The organism is Rhizobium sp. BK399 (genome assembly GCF_014194695.1).
Lineage (GTDB): Bacteria > Pseudomonadota > Alphaproteobacteria > Rhizobiales > Rhizobiaceae > Rhizobium.
In genome coordinates, this window is record NZ_JACIAH010000003.1 from 232,137 (window position 1) to 248,621 (window position 16,485).

General features: G+C 60.5%; 12 protein-coding genes and 1 pseudogene. 4 read left to right on the top strand and 9 right to left on the bottom strand.

Annotation, left to right across the window (positions count from 1 at the left end):
- Window positions 1-20: 20 nt before the first annotated feature.
- From FHT97_RS10015 to FHT97_RS10040, 6 genes are all read right to left on the bottom strand, one after another.
- Window positions 21-740 (bottom strand): aspartate/glutamate racemase family protein, encoded by a 720-nt coding sequence (locus FHT97_RS10015; protein WP_183861791.1) that lies wholly within the window; start codon window positions 738-740, stop codon window positions 21-23.
- A 71-nt stretch (window positions 741-811) separates the two neighbouring features.
- Window positions 812-2,254 carry an amidohydrolase family protein gene (locus FHT97_RS10020; RefSeq protein WP_183861793.1) on the bottom strand — a complete coding sequence of 481 codons (1,443 nt, stop codon included), beginning with the start codon at window positions 2,252-2,254 and terminating at the stop codon, window positions 812-814.
- A gap of 12 nt (window positions 2,255-2,266) precedes the next feature.
- Window positions 2,267-3,991: an ABC transporter ATP-binding protein gene (locus FHT97_RS10025; RefSeq protein WP_183861795.1), complete on the bottom strand. Its 1,725-nt coding sequence runs from the start codon at window positions 3,989-3,991 to the stop codon at window positions 2,267-2,269.
- Complete coding sequence (locus FHT97_RS10030; RefSeq protein WP_183861797.1) at window positions 3,991-4,890, bottom strand: ABC transporter permease; 900 nt, start codon at window positions 4,888-4,890, stop codon at window positions 3,991-3,993. Before FHT97_RS10030 ends, FHT97_RS10025 begins: the two co-directional genes overlap by 1 nt.
- On the bottom strand, window positions 4,890-5,855 hold the full coding sequence (locus tag FHT97_RS10035; protein WP_183861799.1) for an ABC transporter permease: 966 nt from the start codon (window positions 5,853-5,855) through the stop codon (window positions 4,890-4,892). Before FHT97_RS10035 ends, FHT97_RS10030 begins: the two co-directional genes overlap by 1 nt.
- A 204-nt stretch (window positions 5,856-6,059) precedes the next feature.
- Complete coding sequence (locus FHT97_RS10040; protein WP_183861801.1) at window positions 6,060-7,631, bottom strand: ABC transporter substrate-binding protein; 1,572 nt, start codon at window positions 7,629-7,631, stop codon at window positions 6,060-6,062.
- Window positions 7,632-7,790: 159 nt separating this feature from the next.
- Between FHT97_RS10040 and FHT97_RS10045 the strand changes: the two genes are divergently transcribed.
- The 4 genes from FHT97_RS10045 (at window position 7,791) to FHT97_RS10060 (ending at window position 12,725) form a co-directional block, all read left to right on the top strand.
- Window positions 7,791-9,155 (top strand): amidohydrolase family protein, encoded by a 1,365-nt coding sequence (locus tag FHT97_RS10045; RefSeq protein ID WP_183861803.1) that lies wholly within the window; start codon window positions 7,791-7,793, stop codon window positions 9,153-9,155.
- Window positions 9,156-9,203: 48 nt separating this feature from the next.
- Entirely contained in the window at window positions 9,204-10,400 is a 1,197-nt protein-coding gene (locus FHT97_RS10050; protein ID WP_183861805.1) for an amidohydrolase, read from the top strand.
- A complete protein-coding gene (locus FHT97_RS10055; RefSeq protein ID WP_183861807.1) occupies window positions 10,390-11,862 on the top strand; it encodes an amidohydrolase family protein in 1,473 nt (490 codons plus the stop codon). Before FHT97_RS10050 ends, FHT97_RS10055 begins: the two co-directional genes overlap by 11 nt.
- A gap of 146 nt (window positions 11,863-12,008) precedes the next feature.
- Window positions 12,009-12,725, top strand: coding sequence for a GntR family transcriptional regulator (locus FHT97_RS10060; protein ID WP_183755450.1), 717 nt, complete (start codon window positions 12,009-12,011; stop codon window positions 12,723-12,725).
- A 73-nt stretch (window positions 12,726-12,798) separates the two neighbouring features.
- Here FHT97_RS10060 and FHT97_RS10065 read toward each other — a convergent pair whose 3' ends face one another.
- The 3 genes and pseudogenes from FHT97_RS10065 to FHT97_RS10075 form a co-directional block, all read right to left on the bottom strand.
- The gene (locus tag FHT97_RS10065; RefSeq protein ID WP_183861809.1) at window positions 12,799-13,683 is read right to left on the bottom strand and encodes a DUF2971 domain-containing protein; all 885 of its coding nucleotides are present in this window, start codon (window positions 13,681-13,683) and stop codon (window positions 12,799-12,801) included.
- Window positions 13,684-13,819: 136 nt separating this feature from the next.
- Window positions 13,820-14,866: an AI-2E family transporter gene (locus FHT97_RS10070; protein ID WP_183755448.1), complete on the bottom strand. Its 1,047-nt coding sequence runs from the start codon at window positions 14,864-14,866 to the stop codon at window positions 13,820-13,822.
- A gap of 14 nt (window positions 14,867-14,880) precedes the next feature.
- Window positions 14,881-16,322 (bottom strand): annotated as a pseudogene (locus tag FHT97_RS10075) (amidohydrolase family protein).
- Window positions 16,323-16,485 lie beyond the last annotated feature (163 nt).

The following is a 16,485-nucleotide window of genomic DNA, read 5'->3' on the forward strand; positions in this document are numbered from 1 at the left end:
TCCAATATTGCAAAGACGCTTTACCTCGGGCCGACATCGTGACTGCAATGTGGGGTAGCGCCGTGTGGAGTCGCTCGCGGCTGCAATTCAAGGCTTGTCAGCAGCTCCGCGAGTCGGACCGCCGCGGATACGCCTTCTACCACCGGGACCGAATGACGGTCGGATAGTTGCTGCGCCATGTCGGCCATACCGGCACATCCCAGAACGATCGCACCGGAGCGGTCCACGCGAAGCGCATCACGGATCCCCTCGCCTATGGTCGAGAGTGCCGCACTCGGATCCGCCTCCAGTCCCAGTACCGGAATGCCGCACGCCCGTACTGTCCCAACCGATGCAAGGCCGTAGCGAACGAGGTTGTCTTCAAGCACAGGGATCGAGACCGGCAGCGTCGTGATGATGGTGAAGCGCCTGGAAATCATCGCGGCGATCCGCGCGGCAGCCTCGCCGATGCCAATGACCGGCTTGCGGGTGAGCATGCGCGCGGCATCAAGGCCGGTGTCGTCAAAACAGGCGATGATATAGGCATCCATCGCGCCGCTGCGTTCGGCCCGTTCAATGCAATCGAGAAGGCCGGGGACAGCCCTCGCCCCATCGACGGCGCCTTCGATGGAAGCCGGGCCCCGATCGTTCTGCATAGCAATGATTTCAGTCGTCTTATGCGCGGCCCTCAAGGCCGCAGCGCCGATTGCGGTCGTCATGGACGATGTCGAGTTGGGATTGATAATGCCGATGCGTGTCATGAGAGAATTCCTGATGTCGCTCAAGCCAGAGACTGCCGTCGCCAACCCGTCGAACGGACTGCCGAGGCGCCCTATTCGATGAGGCTAGTATCGCGGCTGTGGCGCCAGAACATGTCAGGTGTCACCAAGAGATCCCGCAGCCCCAACCGGTCGATCAACATCTCTGTCTCGCGCTGCGCGGCATCGAGAACAGCATCCTGGTCAATGCCTACGGGGTTGCGGTCGCGGAGCAGCACGCGACCGCCAACCAGAACGGTGTGGACATCGTTGCCGTTGGCAAAATAGGTCACCCGGAACTCCGGCATGTTCGCCGGATAGAGGTGTGGGCGCCGCAGATCGACGAGAATGATATCCGCCTTCTTGCCGGGCTCCAGCGATCCGATCTCATGGTCGAGACCAAGAACGCGTGCCGCATCGATCGTGCACATTTCCAGGACCTTGCCCGGCGGTAGCCAGCTCGGATCGTGGAAATGGGTCCGATGGTAATGCATGCATTGCTGCATGTGCCGGAACATGTCCGCAGAACGATCAGGCGCCGTCGCATCGGAGCCTATTGCAACGACGACACCGGCATCGAGAAGCTCGGGAACCGGACAGCGCGCCAGGATAGAAGCAACCGCGCTTGGATTGTGAACGATGCGCGTCTCTGTCTCTGCGCAGATTGCGATTTCGCCGTCATCAACTCCTGTGGCGTGAGAGAGAAGCGTGCGCGGCCCGAGAATCCCGATCTCGCGTGCGATGCGAACGCTGCCTCTGGTATGACCGTCCTGGGTGAAGAGCAAACCGCGCTCGTCGGCCAGGCGCTTGACCTTGCGCGATTGCGCGATCGCATCCTCGGCGCCGCGAGCATCGAGGTGTTCCTGATGCAGCGTTGGCGTCAGCAGCGCGACATGCAGACGATCCTCGTGAGTGCGATGCCAGCGATCAACGAGGGTTTGGCACGTTGAAAGCTGCTGTTCGAACGAGACAGCATGGTCGAAGCGAACGGAGTCTTCCCAGCGCGCATAAGTCAGAGGTTGCGGCGGCCTTGTCGTGCCGACGGCAACGACCGAGCGCGTGCCGACGCCAAGCACGCCCTCCATATGGGCGTCGCCATAGACCGGCTCATCGGTGCGCATGACAGAATCGCCGCCGCCGAGCAAAGAAACGCCCGTCGTCACACCGAAGCGCAAGCGCTCCAAGGCCGCAAGCTGCGCCTCGGCAAACCAGAATTCCGGCGTCGAACCGACCGTGTAGGCGCCCTGGCATGCGCGATACCAGAGGTCGCTTCGCCCGCCGCCCATCGTCTTGATGAGGCCATGCCCGGCATGCGCATGGCTGTCGACCAGCCCGGGCATGATTGCCATACCACCGGCATCGATCGTTTCCCGCGCCGGATGATCCCTTGCAACCTCCTCCGAGGGGCCGACAGCGACGATGCGGTCGCCCTCGATGGCCACGGCCCCATCGGGAATGATCCGCCGCTCGTTGTCGATGGCGATCACGGCGCCGTTTCTAATCAGAATGTCTGCCATTGTTTCAAATTCTCACAGACTGGCGACGGCATTCTCTTTGGAGAGAATGCGATCAAGGGAAGGAGCCAGGCGCAAAAGTTCGCGCGTGTAGTCGTGTCGCGGTGCCGAAAACAGGGTCTCCGTATCGGCCAACTCGACGATCTCTCCCGCCTTCATCACGGCGACGCGGTCGCACATCTGGCGGATCACCGCCAGATCGTGACTGATGAACAGCATAGAGAGGCCGGCGAGATCACGCAGATCCTTGAGGAGATTGAGGATCTGCGCCTGGACCGAGACGTCGAGTGCCGAGGTTGGTTCGTCGCAGATCAGCATGGATGGCAACGGCCCCAACGCTCTTGCGATGGCTATGCGTTGCCGCTGGCCTCCCGAAAAGGCATGCGAGAACCGGGCACCGGCGTCTCCCGGCAAACCGACCGCTTGCAGCAGAGTCTTCGCGTCAAGGCGCGCTTCCTCCGCCGTCGAGGCGAGCTTGTAGAACAGGATCGGCTCAGCGATGGCCGCATTGATCCGCAGCCGCGGATTGAGCGCCGAGTACGGATCCTGAAACACCATCTGCAGCGACTGGCGAACCGACTTGTCACGGCGCGCGCCAAGCTCGGTGCCCTGGAACTCGATCTTGCCCGAGGTTTGCGTGACGAGCCCGGCGATCGTGTTCGCGACGGTGGTCTTGCCACAGCCGGATTCGCCAACGAGGCCAAATATCTCGCCCCGGCGAACATCGAATGAGACGTCCTTGACCGCACGGAAGACGGACGACTTGCTGCCAGGCATAAAGGAACGGCTGCCATATTCGACGCACAGGTTACGAACGTCGAGAACGACGTCTGTCTGCTTGGCGCCGCCGCGGCTTGTGCTCTTCGTGCGGACCGCCTCGCGGGCCTGGAGCGTGGTTTCGGTCTCCTCGCTCGGAACCGGCAGACGCTTCAGCCGCGTGTCGATCGGCGGTACGGCCGATATCAGCGTGCGAGCATAGGGTGCCTTCGGCGATGTGAGCACATCGCGCGCTGGTCCGCTTTCGATGATATGGCCGTTCTGCATGATCGTGACGCGATCGGCGATCTCTGCAACCACGCCCATATTGTGCGTGACCAGCAGAATACCCACCCGACGCACGTCGGCGAGATCGCGGATCAGCCTAAGGATTTGAGCCTGCACAGAGACATCGAGCGCCGTCGTCGGCTCGTCGGCAACGATCAGTTGCGGATCGCAGGCGAGCGCCGTGGCGATGACCACACGCTGCCGCTGGCCACCCGACAGCTGATGCGGATAGCTGCCGAGCCGGCGCTCCGGCTCCGGAATGCCAACGGCCTTCATGAGGCCGAGGGCCTTGGCGCGTGCCTCTCGCCGGCCGATTTTCAGATGTGTCAGCATGCCCTCGCACAGCTGGCTCTCGACCGTGAAGAGCGGGTTGAGGCTCGTCATCGGATCCTGGAAGATCGCGCCGACATCGCGGCCGGGAATGATGCCCGCGGTACGACCGGTACGAACATCGATCGGCTTGCCGGCGATGGCGATCGAGCCGGATGCGATCCTGCCGGGAGCCTGCAGGAGGCCCATCAGCGCGTTGCCGACGGTCGTCTTGCCGGCGCCGGATTCACCGACCAAGGCGTGAATTTCGCCGGGCTCGATCGTCAGATTGACGTCGTTGACGGCTGCGAGGGTCTCACCGTTGGCGAGCGGATATTCGACCCGCAGGTTCCTGATCTCCAGGACAGGTTGCGTAGCGTTTCTCATCAGCGTGCCATCAGTTTGGGATTGAAGCGATCTCGCAGGTAGTCACCGATGATGTTGACTGCCAGAACGAGAATTACGAGGACAGTGGCCGGCATCACGGCGATCCACCACAGGCCGGAAAACAGGAACTGGTTGCCGATGCGGATCAGCGTGCCGAGCGACGGATAGGTCGGCGGCATGCCGGCGCCGAGAAACGACAATGTCGCCTCCGTCAGGATCGCGCCGGCGAGATTGATCGTCGCAATGACCATCACCGAGCTCATCACGTTGGGCAGGATATGGCGCAGCATGATACGGCGTGGCGGCAGGCCGATGACCTTGGCAGCGCGGACATAGTCCCTCGATATCTCGACCATGCTGGAGGCGCGCACTGTGCGGGCATATTGAACCCACTCGTTGATCGCGATCGCGACGATCAGGATGAGCGGCGCCCAGGTCAGAACGGTATCTGCGTCCAGCTGTGCGCGTGCGATACCGCTGATCAGAAGCGCCACCAGGATCGTCGGGAAGCTGACGAGAATATCGGCGATGCGCATTACGATGCCGTCGACCAGGCCGCCGAAGAAGCCTGCGATGAGGCCGAGCGCGACGCCGACGGCAGCAGCGAACAACACCGCCCCGATACCAATGAGGATCGAGATCCGCAGGCCGAAGAGGATGACGGAAACCAGGTCGCGGCCCTGGTTGTCAGTACCGAGCAAGAAGCGAGGGTCGCCGCCCTCCATGAAGATCGGGGGGATTTCCATGTCCATCAGCGAGTAGGACGAGACATCGCGGGGATCCATTGGCGCGATCATCGGCGCGAAGATCACAAGCACCAGCATGATCGCCAGAACGAGGCAGGCAATCATCACGGAAACCGGCGGGAGCCTATGCAGTAGACGAGCTTGCGTGGCCATTATCGTGTCCTCAAGCGGGGGTCGATGAAGGTGTAGAGAATGTCGACGATCATGTTGATCAGCACGAACAGGAAGCCGACAAACAGCAGGTAGGCCGAAAGAACGGGAATGTCCGGATAGCCAACGGCATTAGTGAACAACAGGCCCATGCCGGGCCACTGGAACACCGTTTCCGTGACGATCGCGAAGGCGATGAGCTGGCCGATCTGCAGGCCAGTCACTGTGACGACAGGCATCAGCGCGTTGCGCAGCGCCAGACGCCCATAGATGTAAGAGCGCGGTAGTCCGCGCGCGAAGGCGAAACGAATGTAGTCCGACGAGAGCACGTCGATCATCTCGGAGCGGACGAGACGCATGATCAGGGTCAACTGGAACAGGGCGAGCGTGATCGACGGCAGGATCAGGGACTTCAAGCCGGAGATCGTCAGGAAGCCGGTTTGCCAGAAGCCGAGATCGACGAGATCGCCGCGCCCCGATGAGGGCAGCCAGCGCAGATTGACCGCGAAGATGAGAATGAGCAGCAACCCGGTGACGAAGGTCGGCATGGAAATGCCCACAAGCGTCAGCGATTGGGTCAGCCGCGACCAGAAGCCGTTCGGCTTCAGCGCACAGACGACACCGAGGGGGATGCCGACCGCAAGCGACATGACGGTGGCGACAAGCACGAGTTCCAGCGTCGCCGGAAGCCTGCTCAGCAGCAGGACGCCAACCGGTTGTTGGTAGCGGAAGCTCGTGCCGAAGTCACCTTGCAGCACCCGACCGACAAACTCGATGAATTGCACGACGAGCGGCTTGTCGAGGCCGAGGGTGGCGCGAAGCGCGTCCTTCTCGGCCTGGGTTGCGCCTTCCCGAACCATCGCGGCGACAGGATCGCCGACGAACCGGAACATGATGAAAGCAATGGCCGTGACGGCCACCATCACCAGAATGGCCTGAAGCAGCCTTACCGATAGAATCCTGAACATCAGAAAGTACCTTGCAGGAGCGCGCTCGGCCGATCGGCTAAACTGCGCTGCTTTGCGTATTCCGTTCCCTCGTCCGAACGCGGAACGGATCGAACCGGCCTGACGAACGCCATCGTGCGTCGTCCCATTGGATAGGGCTTATCACCCAATTCAACGCGTGATCCCGAGGTCCTTGCGTCACTCGGGATCACGGAAGCGGCTGGTTTACTTCAGCTGTGCGAACCAGGGGCGCACGTACTCATCAGCGAACTGCGGAATCTCCACCTTGTCGCTCATCGCCCAGGCAACCGGCTGCTGGTGCAGCGGCAGGTAAAACGCCTGGTCATGGGCGATCTGGAAGGCGGTCTTCAGCATACCGACGCGCTTGCCTTCATCGAGCTCGACAGACGCTGACTTGGTCAGGGCATCGATCTTTGCGTCGGAAAGGCCGTTCGGGTTGCTGCCGCCGTAGTTGCCGTCGTTGGTCGCCAGGAGCGCCTGCAGGACGCTATAGCCGTCCATCGGAGGCAGGGAGGCCCAGCCGAGCATGTAGACGTCGAGATCGCCCTTATCCATACGCGGAAAATACGTTGTCTTGCTTTCGACAGCGACATCCGCCTGCACGCCGACCTTGGCCCACATGGACGCGATCGCCAGGCAGATCTGCTCGTCGGCGATGTAGCGGTCGTTCGGGCAGGCCAGGCCAACCTTGAAGCCGTCAGGATATCCCGCTTCCGCGAGCAGAGCCTTCGCTTTCTTGGCATCATAGGGCAAGGGCACGTCGATCGACTGATCGTAACCGGTGACTTCGGGGGCGACGAGCATGCCGGAGACGCGTGACTTGCCACGCATCAATCGCTTCTGGATCGCATTGACGTCGACCGCGTGCCAGAGGGCCTGTCGGACCTTCACGTCGAGCAGCGGATTGGGCTTGCCGGGTGCGGCATGCAGTTCCGGCCGGAAATTGAAGCCAAGGAAGATCTCGCGAAGCGACGGGTTCTCGACGACCTTCAGACCCGGGGTGCTACCGATCCGGTCGATGTCCTGCAAAGGAACCGGCGCGATCATGTCAAGTTCGCCGGAAAGCAGAGCGGCCACGCGGGTTGCGTCCGACGCGATGGGGCGGAACTCGACGCCGGTCAGGTTATGCTGCGGCTTGTCCCACCAGTTTTCGTTGACGGCAAAGACGGAACGAGAATCAGGCTCGTAGGTCACCAGCTTGAAGGCGCCGGTGCCGTTGGCATGGTTGCTGGCATAGGTCGTGACGCCAGTGGAGGCATTGCCGGGCTTCAGCGCCTGATGTTCTTCCATCCACGGCTTGCTCATGATGTAGATTGCCGCAAGATCGTTAAGCAGAAGCGGATATGGGCCGCGCAGGATCAGGTCGACCGTGTAGTCATCGACTTTCTCGACGCCGACGACGGCGGAGAGGTTCTCGCGGTTGCGCGCGCCGGGATCAATCTGGCGCTGGATCGTCGCAACGACATCGTCAGCATTGAAGGGCTGCCCTTCGTGGAACTTCACGCCCTGGCGAAGGTGGAAGCGCCAGCGTGTTGGCTCGACGACTTCCCATGACGTTGCGAGCGCGGGCTCGAGCACGAGATCCTTGTTACGGCGCACCAGCGGATCGAACACCATGTGGTGCACGCTCTGCGTGAAGCTGTCGACCTGTGCGTTCGGATCATACGAGATGACATCGCCGGCCGACGACCAACGCAGGGTCTTTGCAAGCGACGGCGTCGCCAATGGCACCAGGATTACCAACCCTGCCAGGAGGGTCTTCAGATAGTCTTTCACATCAGTCTCCCATTTTTGGTATACATATTTGTCATCTTATTGGATACGATTGTTCCCGAGCATTAAAGTACATATGATGTGCACAATATCAAGCGCAATATTCGATTTTGCTTGATTGTGTACAAAATGCTCGCAAATATTCTTGAGGGAGGAGCCGCAATGGCGAAGGTTTTGCTGATCGAGAACGGTGTCGTCATCACCATGAACCCGGAACGGCGTGTCCTGGAAAAGGCACATCTGCTGATCGAAGACGGACGAATCTCGGCCATATCGGACGGCGCGATTGCCGCGCCCGCAGACGCTGAACGCATGGACGCCACGGGCATGGTGGTCATGCCAGGCCTCATCGACACGCATGCGCATGCCGGCCACACCTTGACCAAAGGGCTGGGCGATGGCTCTGAACAATGGATGGATACGACCGGACGCGTCTACGCGCAGGCGACGGATACCGAATTCTGGGCCGCCGAGGCGGCGTTATCGGCCCTGGAGCGGATAAAATGCGGGACCACCACGGCCGCGCTCCTCTTCGGCGGCGGCCCGGATATCATGCGCACGGAGGCGCCCGAAGCCGCCCGTGCTCATCTTGCCACGATCCTCGACATGGGTGTGCGCGAGGTCCTCGCCATCGGGCCAAACCGACCGCAACGGCACGTCTATCGCACATACACCGGAGATGCGTTCGTTGAGACCCCGGTCTCTACCGAGGCGCAATTGGCCGTATGTGCGGAGCTAGCCGAGGAGTGGGCAAAACGCGACGATCGCATTCGGATTGCAATGTCCCTTCCCGTCTTCGATGCCAGCGAGTTGCAGAATCAAACTGTATACAATCTATCAAGACAGTTGCGAGATCTTGCACGCGAGAAGAGTACACTGCTCGTTCAAGACGGTCATCGCTCCGGCTCCATTGCTGCCAATGCAGCTGCGCTAGAGCTTTTCGATGAACGCTCGCTTCTTGCCCACTGCATCGACCTGACAGAGGAAGACATCGCCGTCTTGAAGCAGAGCGGCGCGAAGGTGGCCCACAATCCGAGCGCACTGATGTCTGTATCCGGTCGCTGCCCTGCCCCGGAGTTGATCGAGCAGGGGATCACCGTGTCGCTGGGTACGGATGCCGCCGCCCCCGACCGTTCGTTCGATATGTTCCGGAATATGTTTCAGGCTCATCGCTACCATGCACGGCACTTCCGGGACGACCGTGTCCTGCCACCGATGCAGCTGCTGGAAATGGCAACGATCGAGGGCGCGCGAGCACTATCGATGGAACACGAAATCGGTTCACTTGAGCCCGGCAAGCGCGCCGACATCATCCTCGTCAACATGCGTCAACCACACCTCTGGCCACCTGCGCATCCCGTGCAGAGGATCGCACGCTTCGCAAACGGCGCTGACGTGGACACAACGATCGTTGGTGGTCGCGTTCTGATGCGCTCACGCAAGCTCGTCGATCATGACGAGGACGCGATCCTCCATCGTGCAGGTAGGGCTTTCCGGACGATGATGGGACGAGCGCAGCTTGCCTGACGGCGAAGAGGCAATATCGGCAATGGCAGGCAGACCAGGGAGACGACCGTGACTGCAGACATTCTTATCCGCAACGTCAGCCCACTCGGTGGCGCACCGGCTGACCTCTATATCCGTGACGGTTGGCTTGCGCAGAACCCCGCGCAGAAGCCGGCAATTGAAATTGACGGGAGCGGCCACATCGCGCTGCCCGGTCTAGTCGAGGCGCACACCCACCTCGACAAGACGCTGATCGGCATGGACTGGTTCGAGAACAGCGTCGGCCCGACCCGCAACGACCGGATTCTGGTCGACCGGTGTGCCAAGCGGGAGCTCGGCATTGATGCACGCCGCCAGTCTGCACGCCAGATCATGCAGACTTTGGCGTTCGGGGTCATGCACATCCGCAGCCATGTCGACGTGGACACGGAAATCGGCATCGCCAACATCGAGGGCGTCATCGAAACCCGCGACAGGCTCAAGGACCTTGTCGATGTACAGATTGTCGCCTTCCCGCAAAGCGGCATGCTGGTTCGCGAGGGCACGCTTGCTCTGATGGAAGAGGCGCTGAAAGCCGGTGCCGACGTCGTCGGCGGGATCGATCCGGCAAGCATCGACCGCGATCCCGTGCGCCATCTCGACGCGATCTTTGCCCTTGCCGAACGCTATCAGAAGCCAGTCGACATTCATTTGCATGAACCGGGAGACCTGGGCGCCTTTTGCCTCGAACTGATTCTGGAGCGCACGCGCGCACTTTCCCTGCAGGGCCGGGTAATGGTGAGCCACGCCTATTGCCTCGGCATGCTCGACGGCCGGCGGCAGCGTTCGCTCATCGATGCGTTGGAAGCGGAGCGTATAGCGGTGATGACAGTCGGAAGCCCGTCGGCGCCGGCGTTGCCACTCCGCATCCTGCGCCAGTCCGGCGTTGTCATCGCCTCCGGCTCCGACGGTATCCAGGGCACCTGGGAGCCGTGGGGCAACGGCGACATGCTGGAGCGCGCCAAATATCTTGCACAACGCAACGGCATGACCAACGACGCGGACCTCAGGGACACGGCGAGCATCTGCACTTTCGGTGGCGCCGAAGGCATTGGATTAACGGATTACGGCCTCTCTGCGGGCTGCCGGGGTGACCTTGTGCTCGTTCGAGCCCGAACGCTCGCCGAAGCGGTCGCACTGACGCCGCAGAAGCGCACAGTCATCCGTCGCGGACGGGTCGTCGTACGTGACGGCGTGATGAGCGAGGAACTGCCGAATGTCAAATGACGCATGGAGGACCAAAGAGGCCGGCCCGACGCTTTTGAGTGCACGCTGGGTCGTCGGACATCAGAACGGCCGCCATGTCCTTTTCGAGAACGGCGAAGTCGTCTACGAGAGTGGCCGGATCGTCTTTGTCGGCCATCACTACAAAGGCCCGGTCGCGCGCCGCATCGACCACGGCATGGCCCTTATCGGTCCGGGTTTTATCGACCTGGACGCGCTTTCGGATCTCGACACCGGCGTGCTCGGCCTCGATCATCAGCCCGGCTGGAAGAAGGGACGCGTCTGGCCGCGCGATTATGTCGATGCGGGGCCAGTCGAGATGCTCGACCCCGAAGAGTTGGCGTTTCAGAAGCGGTATGCTTTCGCCCAACTGATCCGGAACGGCATCACCACCGCGCTTCCCATCGCCTCGCTCTTCTATCGCGAGTGGAACGAGACCCCGGAAGAATTCGCTTCCGCGGCCGAGGCGGCGGAATCCCTCGGACTTCGCGTCTATCTCGGGCCGGCCTTTCGGGCAGGTCATTCCGTCGTCGAACCCGATGGCAGTATCGTCGTCGAGATAGACGAACTTCGCGGCGTCGAAGGGCTCAAGACAGCAATCGAGTTCTGTGCCACGCACGAAAACCGCAGCGGCGGGCTCGTCCGCACGATGCTATCTCCCGACCGGATCGAGTTCTGGACAGCCGACCTCCTGAGGAGAACGGCAGAAGCAGCACGCGATCTTGATGTGCCGGTTCGCCTCCATTGCTGCCAGTCATCATTCGAGGTCGAGACAATCCGGCGTCGCTTCGGCATGACGAGTGCCGGCTGGCTCCAGCAGATCGGATTTCTCTCCGAACGAGCGCTGCTGCCGCATGGGACCCACGCCGATCGCAATGATCTCGACATCATCGCCGGAGCCGGCGCAACGCTGGTCCACTGTCCCCTGGTGATGGCAAGACATGGAGCCGCCCTCGATCATCTTTCCCGTCTCCGCGGGAGCGGCTTGCGGATCGGCATGGGCACCGATACCTGGCCACCCGACATGATCTTGAACATGCAGCTCGGCCTGATGCTCGGTCGTGTAATGGCAGGCGAAATCGACACTCCGAGGTCGGCCGACCTCTACGATGCAGCGACAATCGGCGGCGCCGACGCACTTCACCGCCCTGACCTTGGACGGCTGCAACCGGGAGCCGCGGCGGACATCGTCGTCGTTGACCTGTCGAACGATCGGCTCGGAGAGATCATCGACCCCATCGCCTGCCTCATGACGTCCGCATGCGGGCGCGACGTTCACTCCGTCATCATCAACGGGCGCACAGTGATGGCGGAAGGCCGAATCCCGGGCTTCGATTTCGAGGCGGCACATCAGCGTGCGCAGGCGCAATTTGAGCGCCTCGTGGCACGCTATCCCGAGAGAACCTGGCGTCATCCTGCGATCGACGAGATCTTTCCTCCCACGTATCAGAGGCTCACAGCATGAAAAACGTTGGGATCATCGGGATGGGCGAAGGCAATCCTGCCGTTCCACGCCTTTACGTGCTCAACGACGCAGTGGTAGCGTCGCCATTCTCTGGGTCTGCACACACTTTACGTCATTGCACGCTTGGATTTTAGATTAGGACGGTCATGGCCTCGACACTTCGCGATAAGAATCAGAAATCGGCGGTATCCAAGTCCGATGCCGTGTACCGCACCTTGAAGCGTGCGATCCTCGATCAGGCGCTTGCGGCCGGCACAAAGCTGCCAGAGGACTCGATCGGCGAGCGGCTCGGTGTAAGCCGCACCATCGTCAGGCAAGCGCTCGCCCGGCTGAACGGCGAAGGCCTGATCGAGTTGCGCCCCCACAAGGGCGCGTGCGTCGCGCAGCCCAGTCTCGAGGACGCTCGCCATATCTTTGCCGTCCGCCAGGCACTCGAAACGCTGGTTGTCGACACGTTGATCGGGACGTTGACCCCGCAGCAGATCCGACAGCTCGAAGCCCATGTGGATGCGGAGGACGCGGCACGCACCAACAACACGTCGGCGTCCATCCAGCTGGCGGGCGAATTTCACGTGCTGCTGGCCAAGCTGACGGAAAACGATGTGCTCCTGCGCTACGTCACCGAACTGGTTTCGCGCTCATCGCTGATCCTGTCGCTATACGGACGCCCGCATTCGCCTGACTGCGCGGTGTCTGAACATCGGGAACTGATCGCCGCCCTCGACAAGGGCGAGCGGGAACAGGCCTGCTCGCTGATGCGGCATCATATCGATGCCATCACCACTCGGGCGCTACTCAAGGGCAACTCGGAGAAGGATTTCCCCGATTTGCTTGCGGCGTATGCGAGGGAAGAGGGATTGTAAGGCAGGCAAGGCGCCAGTGCGGAAGGGTTCAAAAGCCGTCACCGCCCGCGATCATATCCAGAAGAAAGTGCGATTACAGCGAACGGTATGGAATCTCTGACGGCCTTGAAGCCTCAATGGTCAAGTGCTTGGTGGCGATCGAAGCCGCCTGGAGAATTCGCTCCTTCTGCAGGCTCGGGCCGGCAATCAAGGTGTCAATTCCGATGTTCGTTCGTCCGCGATCATCTTGCCCCAGATCGAGGTCGACCTCGAAGTACGGCACCAGCATCGTTGCCGTCCCGCGGACTTTCACGGATTCGTGGTCAACCGGCACAAACTTGGAAATAATGCGCCATTCACACTCCTCGCGAAACGAAGGATCCTTGAACGCACAGGCGAGTTGTTGGTAGCGGGTGACGATCTGGTTTGCCAACTCTTCGACCCGCTCATTGCCCAAGGCAGTGGTGGCATCGATCGCCGTTAAGGAGTGATCTATGAACTCCTTGGCGAGCGCAGCCTTCTGGCTCTGCTCATAGATGCATTTGATGAGGCGGAAGCCCGACCGCTCCGCAATCTTTTGCAGGTCGCGGACCAAAAATCCCAGACATAGGCCTCCTCCAACACCATATCCCCTCCACTGGCTGAGCAGATCGTCGTCTTCCGCAAAGGATGCCGTGTAGACATATCCCTGCTTGAAGTAGTCAACGAGAGAGGCGACCCGAAGCAATACGGCCTGATGTCCAGCGGACGCGTCCTTTGCGCGGGTCTCGGCTTCCGTTTTCAGGTAGCCAAGGCCGTAGACGAACTCCTCTGAATCATTGAGGTAATGAATATTTGTCGCCCACATCATTTTCGAGCCGACAATACCGAGAAAGCCCTGAAGCGTTGTGTAGTGGAAGAGACGCGGCTGCAAAGTTGCTGTGGCCCTCCCGGTGGATTCCGGCAAAAGGGCAAGGTGACTTTCGATCAGGTTGGGCATAGGTCGAGCTCCGTTAAGGCATAACCACGCTACTCGTCTACAATACAGATAGGCATCCGCCTATCACCAGCGAACCCACCGGTTGATCTTCCAGAGACAATCAAGACACCTAAAGACAGGATCGCCAAATCTTGCCCTACGGCGGTCGCGGGTTACCGTCGCGGCCCGTTCCGAACAGCTCAACGACCCACCGACTTGAGGGATGGTGACGACAAAACGTCAGCAAGGCGATCGAGATCGGCACGCCAATGAACGCGCCGAATACTCCCCAGAGATAGCCCCAGGCGAATACTGAAAACAACACGATAACAGGAGAAAGCGACAGCGCACTGCCTGAGACGCGTGGCTCGATGTAGCTACCGACGGCGAACTGTATGAGATTCAGCCCGATGAAGACCGCCAATACCGACTGCCAACTGTCGAATTGGATGAGGGCAAACATCGTGGGAAACAACGTTGCCACGAGCGGACCAACAAACGGGATGTAGTTGAGCGCGAACGCTATGATACCCCATTCTTCGGCGAGGGGCAGACCGAGTGCGCGTGTGAAGATCCAGACAAGCAGACCAGTTGCGATGCTCATCACCGTCCTGATTGACATGTAGCGGCGAAGTTTCTGTGCTGTTTCCCGGCTCCCGTTCAGTAGGAGCTCTCTCGCCGACTGGCTTCGCATCGCGGCAATCCTGCGGGCAAAATCCTCGACCTCCATCATCCCAAGCACAACGTACGTCAGCGCGATGAGCCAGAAGCTCAAGGCGCTGTTGACGTGGCTGCTCACGGTCTGAACAGCGCGTAGAATGGAGGTCGTTGAAAAGCTGTCGACCGAGAGCACCGCAACGGCTATGCCCTTGTCCTCTAGCCAGGCACGGATTTCTTCATAGTGCTGCTGGAAGCGGGAGGCATCGGCAATGACCCACCGCCCCGCCTGCCCAAAGGACCAGGCCACAATCCACGCGAACACCACAAAGGCCAATACGACAACAAGCAGGCTCACAAGGAGCGCAACGTAGCGTGGAACGATCCGTTGCATCCTCTGCTGTACAGGCCAGAGAAGAGCAATCACCAAGAGGGCAAACGTCAGCGGAGCAAGGACAGTCCTTGCCATCGGCAGCATTGCAAGGACGAGAAGTACCGCAATCAGGACCCAGGTTGCGGAAACCGCCCTCTCGCCACTTTCCCGCATCGCTTCCTCGTAGCCTAGAGTGTGTTCTTGAATATCCGTCCGTCCTTGATGACGACACTCAGATTCTTTTGCGGATCTTCGATCATCTGCAGGTCATCAAGCGGATTGCCGTCCCAAACCAGGATATCGGCAAACGCCCCTTCTTCGATAACGCCGAGTTTGCCGCCATACGGCGTCCGCAGACTTGAAAGCGCCAGAAGGTCCGCATTACCGGACGTCGCCATGCGCAACGCCTCGGCATTGGTATACCAGTTGGCAAGATGGGTCAGCATGGTATTCTGGCGGGGCGTCAGTGCCGGAGAAAAGAGCACATCGGAACCCCAGGCGGTCCTGATGCCATGTTTCTTCGCAAACTCGTAGATCTTAGGGGTTCCGGCAAATAGCTGCTTGATACGCTCCGCACCCGGGCCAGTTGTGAGGCCGCATCGTCCATGGTCAGGAAAGGCTGGGTGCTCAGCCAGACGTTCTTATCCACGAACATCCTTGCTGTGTCTTCATCCATCAGATGCGCATGCTCGACACACGCCGCTCCGCCGACGAGGGCACGCTGCACTGTCTTCGGTGCGTAAGCGTGAACGGTGACGTAAGTATTCCAGTCCCGCGCCACATCGACTGCCGCCCGAATTTCGTCCTCGCTGAAAGTGGTCATGTCTAGCGGACTGCGGGGCGACGAAACGCCTCCCCCTCCGACGAGCTTGATCTGTGAGGCGCCCTGGAGAAGCTGTTCACGCACGCGTCGTTTCAGGTCGCCTACATCGTCGACGATAGCCGAGCTACCCATCATTTCACTGAGGCTGAGTTGACCATCTCGTGCAGGTATTTCGAATGGCTTGCGCAGGTCGGCGTGACCGCCGGACGTTGTAATCATCGCCCCTGAGGGGAAAATTCGAGGTCCCGGAATAGTGCCTTCATCGATTGCCTGCTTGAAGGTAAAGACGGGTCCGCCCAGGTCCCGCACGGTCGTGAAGCCTCGCATCAAGGTGCGCTCTGCTTCGGCTGTTGAAGACGCAAAAATGATGCCTGGATCCCCGACCATCAATGTTTGCAGCGGCACCGCGGCATATATCGTATGCCAGTGCGCATCGATCATACCTGGCATCAGAACGCGGTCACCGCATTCCATGATCGTTACATCAGAAGGCGGTGCACTGTTGGTTTTATCGATGGCAGAGATCTTGTTGCCTTCGACCAGCACCTGAACGCCCGTCTGCAGTGTATCCGACTTGCCATCGAACAGCCGCACCTGAGTAAGAAGTAGCCGGGACAGTGGCGCTGGCGTCTGTGCGCTACCCACGCCGGGAAGCATCCCGGCAACCGTGGCCGATCCGATCCCGGCCAGAAAGGTTCGTCGCGAATAGTCGCTGAGATAGCCAGATCGTCGCTGCAGAAGCGGATTTGCGCAGCCGCAACCGGCGTCATGAACAAGGTGTCGATACTTTCTGCCCAATCGGAACATTCGCATTCCTCCTAACCAGCGGCACCCCGACTATGGCTAGGAACCTAACATTGTATATGAGCGGACGCTACACGTGAGTGGCGCAGTCTGGTCTCGAAGATGCCCGCGATATCTTGCAGCCAACTGATGTACGCCTGGTGAAAGGCGTCCATTCGAGTGACTG